Genomic DNA, 9,969 nt, shown 5'->3' with positions numbered 1-9,969 from the left:
AAAAACCACATCATCATTTTTCCATAACTTGCTCCTAAAGGCTGATTGCCACCACCCCATACGCTTGTTTCCGTTCCCGTAGTCACCGTAGAATTCATATACTAATTATCGTTTTAATAAAACTTTAGCAAATTTACATTTTTTTGAACTATTTAAAAACGCAATTTGACCCAAAACTAACTTTGATTCGTTTTTTATTTCACAAAGAACATAAATAACACCAAATAGACCCATAAGAAATCTAAGAAATGCCAAAATGTTGCCCCTAAGGTAACACCTAAATAGTTCTCTTTACTATATTTTCCTTTGTTTTGATTATACAATACCACCAATAAAGAAATCATACCCGCAACAACATGCACCACATGCACCATCGCTATTAAAAAAATGTACGATACTTTAATGCTACTAGTAGGTCCAGTAAAGTAATACCCTTCCGCGACCATCTGAGAAAACCCTGAAAATTGCAAAAAGATAAAAAGAACTCCTAAACCTAACGTAATCCACAACCATTTAGTACCGCTAGCATTTTCACCATCTTTTATGGCTTTTTTTGCCAAAATATAACTAATACTACTTATAATGATGACAATGGTACTATAAAGAAAAGAATCTGGCAGCGCAACATCGCTTGACCAATCTTCTCTTGAACTACTTACAATGTAGGCACTTGTCCATCCTGCAAAACCCATTAATAAGCTAATAATTCCAAACCAAAGCATCATCTTCTTTGCCCTAGCATTCTTCTCTGCCTCCGTACCTTGTGTTAAATCCATAATTAAGCTAAAAATTTATCTATTACGTATACTATCTGCATCAGTGTTATATAACTTACACTTGCCAACATTAATTTTCTTGCAGATACATTATCTCTCTTTCTGTACAACTGAAAAGCGAATGCTAACATCACCGCGCCCATTAAAAAGATAAGTACTGCAGACACGACAGATAATTGTAATCTACCCGTTATTCCAAATACAGGAATAATTGAAACTGCCATCATCCAAATAGTATACATTATTATTTGCAGCACTGTTGCCGCATCTTTCTTTCCTGTAGGTAACATTTTAAATCCGCCAGCCCTATAGTCATCATCTAACATCCACCCTAAAGCCCAAAAATGAGGGAATTGCCAAAAAAACTGAATCATAAACAAGGTACCTGGTTCTATACCAAAATCATCTGTAGCAGCTACCCAACCTAACATAAATGGAATTGCTCCAGGAATTGCCCCAACAAAAACCGCCAAAGGGGTTATCGTTTTCAACGGGGTATAAACACTGGTGTATAAAAAAATGGATATTGCCCCAAACATTGCCGTCTTAGGGTTTAATAAATACAATGAAAAAATACCCAGCAATGTTAAAACAATGGCTAAGCCCATAGCCGTATTCACAGTCATACGACCTGCAGGAATGGGTCTATTTTTAGTACGTTTCATTAAAACGTCTAAATCTTTTTCAATAACTTGATTATAAGCATTACTGGCACCTACCATACAATAACCACCAAATGCCAATAACAGCACTTGAACCCATTGAATCTCATATGCACCAAGAAAATAACCTGCTATAGAAGAAAAAACGACACTAATAGCCAATCTAGCTTTGGTAATCTCCTTAAAATCGGCAAAAATCAATGCAAAAGCACTTTCTTTTTCCGAACCAACAGCCGTTTTCATACTCATTTTTATAGATCTGCAAAGATAACCCCCAAGTCATATTTCTGCAACCTAAAAGCTTTATTTCTAGTATTATTGAAAGTGCTCATATTTACACTATTCAACTATGAAATAAATGACACCATGAGACTAGCCATTATAAAGTCTACTTACTTAGAAAAATATGGCACAAAAAAAATCCCGAGCAGTTTGCTCGGGATTTTTATATCTATTGAAATAGCAACTAAATACTATTGTAATTTAAAGTTAATCGGAATACTAAAAGGAACACGTACCGCTCTACCTCTCTGCTTACCAGGAGTCATTTTTGGTAACTTACCGATAATTCTTGCAGCTTCTTTTTCTAAGTTTTTATCTGGCCCACGCATTCTTACGTTACCGATGCTTCCATCTTTTTGAATAACGAACATTACACTTACTCTACCTTGAACACCCATTTCTTGAGCAATTTCTGGGTAACGGAAGTTTTTACCAATGTGCTTTTGAATCATTTTGTTGAAACAAGCTCTTTTATCGCTTTCATTTTCACAACCTGGAAAAACAGGTACATCTTCAATAACTGCGAAAGGTACATCAACATCTTCTTCAATTTCATCAACAATCACGTCTTCAACCTCAACGATTTCTTCTTCTTGACTAGTTTCAGTAGACTCAATTACAGTTTCTTCAACCTCTTCTTCATCTTCTACAACCTCAATAATTTCTGGTGCAGCTGGTGGTGGTGGTGGTGGTGGAGTTTTAATCTGTTCTGTCATTGGAACTTCTTCATCTAAAAGATCATCCACATTCATAGAAATATCATAATCATTCACCTCATCATAGGTTTTCCATTCAAAAGCTACGTAAGTAAATAGCATTACTGCAAACAAACCGATAACGAAATAAAGACTGCTGTTCTTTGTTAAATCCGCTTTAGGATTCTTTTTAGGTTCCATATATTTTCAATTTAGTGATTGCTAATTTAACTAATTAATCCATAAATATGCAACTAAAATTTTCATTTTAACGAGGGCATGCGAAAAAATAAAAATCTAACAGCCAACATTCCTACAATAGCTCCGGTAGAATTTGCCAATGCATCTAGCGGATCGCCGTGTCTATCAGAAGTTGCAACATGTTGTATCACTTCAATAATTATGCCGTACACTACAGCAAATAAAACAATGTACCACAATAACTTAGACCTACCCACCACTTGTTCTTTACTTTTAGGTATTGCCAAGTAACACAACACCACCATAACAGAATAGAACGTAAAATGTACTAGCTTATCCATATGCGGAATATTGAATCTTGAGCTACCAATTCCTGAAAAAGAAAATAAGCTGGAAAATGTTACAAACATCATCCAGCTTATGAAAAGTACTTTATAAATAGTGTTTTTAACCACCAATAATCTCTTTATATGCAGCATCGCTCAACAAATCTTCAAGTTCGGTTGCATCGCTAAATTTAATTTTCACCATCCAACCATCACCGTAAGGATCAGAATTTACTTTTTCCGGCTCATCTTCAAGCGCTTCATTGAACTCAACAATTTCTCCAGATAAAGGAGAAAATAAGTCAGAAACAGTTTTTACAGCTTCAACCGTACCAAAGATCGCTTCACGTTCTAGAGTCTCATCAAGTGTATCTACTTCAACATAAACAATATCACCTAATTCACCTTGCGCGAAATCTGTAATACCCACAATGGCAACATCACCTTCTATCTTAACCCACTCGTGATCTTTCGTATATTTTAATTCAGCTGGTATATTCATTATAATCGTTTATTATTTTTTACTTCGGCAAATGTAAAGTTTTCAACTTAGGTTATCAAAACATTTATTAATGTTAATATATGTTTATGAAGGGTACATATAATATTTACCCAATTTATAAAGAACCGTAATATTAGTTACCAAAGTTGTAACGAATTGTAAATCCTGTATTAATTGTAGTTTGCGGAAATGCCGTTGACACAGCGAACTTAGAGAACGAATGATCATAAAAGAACAAGGCGTTTAAGTTCTTACTTAAAGCATAATCTGCAGTAAACTTCAATGACATTAGATTTTGACCAGAGGTAATCTGATTATTATTGATATCTAGATTCCTAATAATAGTAATATTATCTCTCAATGTTAAATCAGCTTTCAGGTTTAAATCGCCCTTTAGCCTTGTTTTGTTTCCTCCTATATTAGTTACAAATTTTACATCCTTAAAACGATACCCTAAACCAACCGTGTACTCTTTACCATTGATCTCCGTCATTAAATCATTATCAAAACTTAATGATAACGCCCTATCTGTTCTAACCTCTGCCAAAATACTAACAGAATTCTTCATTTCAAAATCTACACGTATTAGCGGATTAAACTGATCTGTAAGTACCACGTTGTTTAAAATTAAATCTGGTAAAATATCAAGGTTTTCAGCATTAATAGCATCTTGACCATCTTTAATCAATTGCACCTTTTCTAAATTCGTTTGGTACGAATTTATACTATATGATGCGCGATACCCATGACTTAAAGAAAAACGTTTAAATTTCTTTTTAAACCACTTGCTCTTCATTAAACCAGTATACTTAATACTCCAGTTAGGTATTGGAATATCTCTAAACGTATCTAGGTTTACACGTTCAGCATCTTGACCTGTATAGGCTGCAAAAAATGCAGGCAACAATACATCTTGTTGCGTTTTACCATATAATTGAGGAAAACCATCATCATCTAAATCACCAACAGGTTGCGATCGATCAGAAATCAATCTGTTCGCTATGGTAATTCTATTATCTTTAAATTGCTGAAAAGTACTTGAATCAAATTCATCACTCTTACCAAATGCGGTACCTATCATCATGGTTGATATACTGAAACTACCATAATTATTACCTAATTGTAGGTTGTACTCTTGGTCAACAACATTAAAATTCTCTTGATAACTATCAGAATATTGTCTGTCCGCAACCAGATCAATAGTAATATCTTTAGTTGGTTGCGCAGTTGCGGTAATATTCAATTGTTTATTTGTTCTTTGGATGAATTGCTCATTAAATTCTTGAAAACCGGTTAACCAACCATTTCTAGCAGCTTCGTACCTAACATCTGCCTGACTACCGAACAAGAAACCAATGGTAGGTTTAGTTGTACCGACAAACCCAACAGATTGCGTATACCCAGGAAGTACCGTACCATTGTTTTCACTGTAGTTGAAATTCACTCGTTTTACCATTGTAACAACATCAACTACGGTATTGAACAAATCACTTGTTTTACCTTTAATCTTTTCTTGATCTTCTGATAATGCGCCAGACTTATCTCTTCGTATTGGTCCTGACGTAGATGCCCTAGGAGCTTCACGCTTTTTAAGCCCAATCAGATCATAAAACTTTTGCATGGTCAAAGATGATGTTATAGTATGCGTGTTCGCATTTTGTACGGTATTAATATATTCACCAGCCACCTCAAACAATGCATCACCACCTCTTTGCCAATCGAAATTACTGGTATATGAGTATTGTGTACTTATAAAATCTAATGCAGGTATTTTTGAAAAAGGCACTTCATAATTCAACTGCATTTGCTGAGAATGTCTGTTTGGTTCACCTACATCAAAAAAGCCGTCCCATAAACCTAATTCATTTCTAATTCTATCTATTGACTCTAAAGGCTCATCTTCATTTAAATAGTTCCTAACAATATTATTGTTGGACCCCGTTAAATTTAACCGCAAAGATTTTGTCAAATTATAGTTGATGGCATACTGCCAATTAAATAAATAATTACGTTGTTGAAGCTCTGGCAATTCTATTCTATCTTCACCATCAGTATACACATCCCTAAAACGTTGTGCATTAAACTGCCTATTAATATTAGAAGTCACGCCAATATTTGAAGGCAATAAATTCAGATTTAAATCTTTTAACCATTGCCAGTACTTACCCGTAAAAAGCGAATCTTTTTTAGCAAACGGAGCAACCTCTACCGGCTCAAAACTGTGATTATACACAAAACCCGTATTTACACTTTGCTCCTTTAATTCTGCAATCTCAAAATCTCTATGATCAGTTTCGTTGTAACTGTAGTTAAACGTAAAGTTTTCTATATCATAAAAATTGGCATCTGCTTCTTCACCACGATCTTTACGAACACCAATTAAGTTGATACTGGTACGTTTTGTATAATCTTCAGCTTGCTCCAATACCTCATCTTTACCTTCTTGGGTATCTTCAGCCGCTATTCTATCTTCTAGTTTTAAATCATCATAAACAGGATCAAACTCAGGAGTAATCAATTGCTCTGAAATTCCGTAATTGAACGGTAATTGAATTCCCCACTTCTTAGGAAGCAATTGCCCAACATTAACATTGGTAACCACATCATAAGAAATGGCATCTTCACGCGCACGTTCATTTGGCATTTGATCTATCGATCCAAAACCAGAAGTACTCTTACTACCGGTAGCACTAAAATTGGCAAAATCTGCAATATTACCATCTATTGCGGCAATTGCGGCCCAGCCACCATTATTATCCAATCCTGCAAGACGAAGTTCATTAAACCACACCTCACCTCTTGCCGGTAAAATATCCTGGTTTTTAACACCCACCATCATAGTACGTATACTACCTAAAGATGGATTACCTTTTATACCGATACGAATTCTACCAGGAGTACGAACATCAAACTCGCCAACAGGAATCACTTCATCATTTTCAATTTCAAAGAAACGAACATCATTTAAATCACCGTCCGCAATCCATTGCGATTTCACTTTCGTTAAATCACTAAGTAAAATATTCATCTCATTATTCTCTGGCCACACCTCATCATCTGCAACTGCAGTAAAAGGTGTAAACTCTAATGGCAATTCAATTTGATAGTAGTTTTGAGTAAAATCTGTACCCATACGCAAGAAACCAACTAAAGGTGTAGAAGTATCCGCATAATCACTATCTATAATTTTTTCGGCATGTATGAACATTTTTAATTGCTCATACTGACGAATATCAACATTCAAATTTTTAAATACACCTCTTGAATCTTCGGACTCTAGATTAGATACCGTTAAAGAAAGAGATTGCTCATTCTGGCGAATAATGGTATTATTATTATTTAATTGCTCTCTTATTACTCCCGGAGGCAAAACATATGGTATTGGTGTTCTACTACTATTTTCTTCAATATTAACCGTATTTACATCTAAAGTAGTACCATCATCCGTTGGATCACTATCAATATCAGAATCTTGCAAGGTATTGGTATATGTACGCCAATCTCCCCTAACTAAATCTAAAGTTGCAAAACGTAATATAGTAGGACTATTAAACCCTGTCATATACATACGCATAAAGCTAATTGACCTAAAATCTGTAATACCACCAATAGCATCTGTAAAGTCGCTCAATGGAATTTTATATTGGATCCAGCGATAATTGACATCATCACCATTAGGTATTCTAATATCTCCACTCGCCGTACCTTCAATGATATCGGTTACATATTCATCATTAATAGTAGTATTCGGCTTTATAGCAATACGGTACTCATAATAACTATTGACCGTATTCATGGTTAAATCTCTATCAACATCTTCCACATCCGGCAATGTTGTAGAACCTCTATCTGTATTGGTTACCGTTACAGGTGAGTTACCTTGTGGGTTATTGAAATCTAAGTATCTATCTAAAATACTACCCTCTCTATTTAAATAATAACCGTAGTTATCTAAAGCAGGGTCATCACTGTCGTTATTGGTATAAACATCTGCTTCACGCAAATCATCCAACCCATCAAAACCAATATCCTGTAAACCTCTATTGTTTTCATCTGCATCAAAAGCATATACCAAAGATTGTGTTGCAGGTACTTCACCCCAAGAGGTCGGTGAAACGAAATCATTACTATCCACTCCTGGCAGTCCGTTTTCATATTGCTTTTTACCGTCACGCAATATATCTTCAGATATATTACCTAGGTTAAGGACTAGTTCACCCGATCCATTTGCAATACCATCAACATAAGGATCCATTACCCAAAACTGAACAAACTCAACGTTACTCTGTTCAAAATCTGTACTACTTAAAGAACGCATCATACCACCCCATTTTTGAGTTGGGGCTTCAGTGTCAAAATCTGGATTATTGTTATAGGGTCCTTTAGTATTTGGATAATATACCATATCTAAAGTAGACTGTACTTGAGTTTGCCCCTGAGCAACATCTGTCTCTGGAAAAACCTCGTCAATATACACTCTACGGGTAGCATTGGTAGATATATCATCGTCGCTAATTTCATCAGGTCGTTGCGTAGTAAAGAAAATTGGATCAATAGTATACCAAGACAACTTTGCCCTACCGTAACCGTTCAAAAGGTTATTTGCATCTTCAGGAGAACTACCAAAAGGCTGGTCACCGCTACCATATTCTAAAGGCATACTAGCAAGAGACCAACCAAGAGATGCTCTAATATCAATTAATGCTTGCGCACCTTCAAAATCATCTAAATATGTAGTAGTCTCACCTTCAAAATCAGCGTTTTTAGGTGAGCCGGGTATTAATGCCGCCATCTCCGCCCTTACCGAAATATTAGAAGGTACATCTGTATCTATATTTGGCAACTTATTCACCATACGTGTCAGGAAAGGCACCTCTGTAGAAAAGTTAGTGTTCAGTCCAAAAATAGTATTGTTTACAGACTCTACACCGTATGTAGATTTCTGCGTTAACGGTCGTTCGTTCATATTTAACAAGGTACCGCCCAAAACAAATTTTTCATTGAATTGATGCTCTACATTTACCCCAGTAAAACGACGTGTTTGTTGACCGAAAACTGCATTGTTCTCTACGGAAATATTAATAGGCACATTTGAAGCCTCTAAACTAGGATCTAAAATCTGTACCGTACCAGATTGGTAATTTACCGTATAGTCAATACCTTCTTGCAATGTTCTACCATTTGCAGTAACCGTAACAGAACCTTGGGGTACATTAAATGCACCAATAGAAATACCATTACTACCTTCTGATTTGTACGAACCTTTTAATAAGAACTTATTTTTTTCTGGATCTTGTAGTGCCGCCGTTTTTGTTAAAGCATACATATCTCTAAATACATACTGCTCTTGGTTGGCGTTATAACCCGAAGTAACATCATACTGACCACTATTACCACTTTGTAATTTTTCGTATAAATACTCTCCAAAAGGCTCAACTTTGGTAAAGATGATTCTACCGTTCTGCACATCTATAGTCTGCCCACTGATGAAATCAAAGAAACCATCACCACCGGGTTGAATATCATTATACACATTTAACCTATCTAGATTAAAAACATTTAAAAGAATTGTCTCTTCCAAACCTTCTGGCCAACCAGAACCCGGACCTTCTTCTACCGGAGTAATATAATTTCTTGAAGTAGGATCAGAATATAGAATATTCATCTTAAAATCTTCTTGACTTAAGCTATATGCACCAGTAGCATAAATATTCTTCATCATCAAATCCCAAATAGGATCAGTGATATTGGTAATATTACTTTTAAGAAGTTTAAGTATTAATGTATTGTTTTCTATTACGGTACTTACATCTTGAGTAACCGTAGTTGCCTCTATACCTCCATTTGCAAATTCACCTACTTGGTATACCTGACCTTGAAAAGTATATTGATAAGCAACACCTAAAACCTCGTCATTACTTAAACGTTGATTTAAAGAGATATACCCTAATTGTGTATTAAAATCGAAATCTCTACCCTGCTCAAGCTTTCTTGCATTCTCTAAATATGCATAATCAAAACCTTGGTTAGGAGAATATCCAGCAGCAAAACTACCAGCATTGAAACCACTTTCTACAGTAGCGATTTCTCTAATATTATCATTTAAAGCACCACCATTAGTAAGTATTAAAGCTGGATCATAGTCATTGGCGTTGTTTCTAGGTCTCAAGTCTGCAGGACCATTAAAGAAACCACCACCACTACCATTGTTTTGACCTACTCTGGTTTTTGTAATATCTGATTCCCCTAAATCTTGTATAGCCACAACATTACGCACATTTAACGTCTGTTGCGTTCTGTTCGTAATCCAAACTTCTATACGCGTAATCTGTACTTGACTTTGAATATATGGATAAGAAGAAAGTGCTTCATCATAATTATCCCTAAAATATTGTGCTAAGAAAAAGTGTCTATTTTCATCATAATCTAAAGCGGTCAATGAGAAATCATTTAATGTACCGCCACCTTGCGCTACTACCGTATTATTTTGCGAACGTTGCTCTGAAAATACAGCCGTTACCGAAG

The 9,969-nt window shown here is 35.4% G+C and carries 6 protein-coding genes; all 6 read right to left on the bottom strand.

From position 1 onward, the window contains the following. Nucleotides 1-194: 194 nt before the first annotated feature. The gene (locus ABJI11_RS00035) at nucleotides 195-776 is read right to left on the bottom strand and encodes a cytochrome c oxidase subunit 3 (protein WP_348348379.1); all 582 of its coding nucleotides are present in this window, start codon (nucleotides 774-776) and stop codon (nucleotides 195-197) included. A gap of 2 nt (nucleotides 777-778) precedes the next feature. Then, entirely contained in the window at nucleotides 779-1,681 is a 903-nt protein-coding gene (gene cyoE / locus ABJI11_RS00030) for a heme o synthase (RefSeq protein ID WP_348348381.1), read from the bottom strand. A 230-nt stretch (nucleotides 1,682-1,911) separates the two neighbouring features. Further along, nucleotides 1,912-2,616, bottom strand: a complete 705-nt coding sequence (locus tag ABJI11_RS00025) for an energy transducer TonB (protein WP_348348378.1) — start codon at nucleotides 2,614-2,616, stop codon at nucleotides 1,912-1,914. Between the two features lie 62 nt (nucleotides 2,617-2,678). Next, nucleotides 2,679-3,026 (bottom strand): VanZ family protein, encoded by a 348-nt coding sequence (locus tag ABJI11_RS00020; protein ID WP_348348380.1) that lies wholly within the window; start codon nucleotides 3,024-3,026, stop codon nucleotides 2,679-2,681. Nucleotides 3,027-3,063: 37 nt separating this feature from the next. Next, nucleotides 3,064-3,444, bottom strand: coding sequence for a glycine cleavage system protein GcvH (gene gcvH / locus ABJI11_RS00015; protein ID WP_348348377.1), 381 nt, complete (start codon nucleotides 3,442-3,444; stop codon nucleotides 3,064-3,066). 133 nt (nucleotides 3,445-3,577) lie between these two features. Then, the coding region (gene sprA, locus ABJI11_RS00010) for a cell surface protein SprA (protein ID WP_348348376.1) at nucleotides 3,578-9,969 on the bottom strand (6,392 nt) is incomplete at its 5' end.

Source organism: Maribacter sp. (genome assembly GCF_039968975.1).
Classification (GTDB): domain Bacteria; phylum Bacteroidota; class Bacteroidia; order Flavobacteriales; family Flavobacteriaceae; genus Maribacter.
This window is presented reverse-complemented; position numbering and strand designations above follow the sequence as displayed.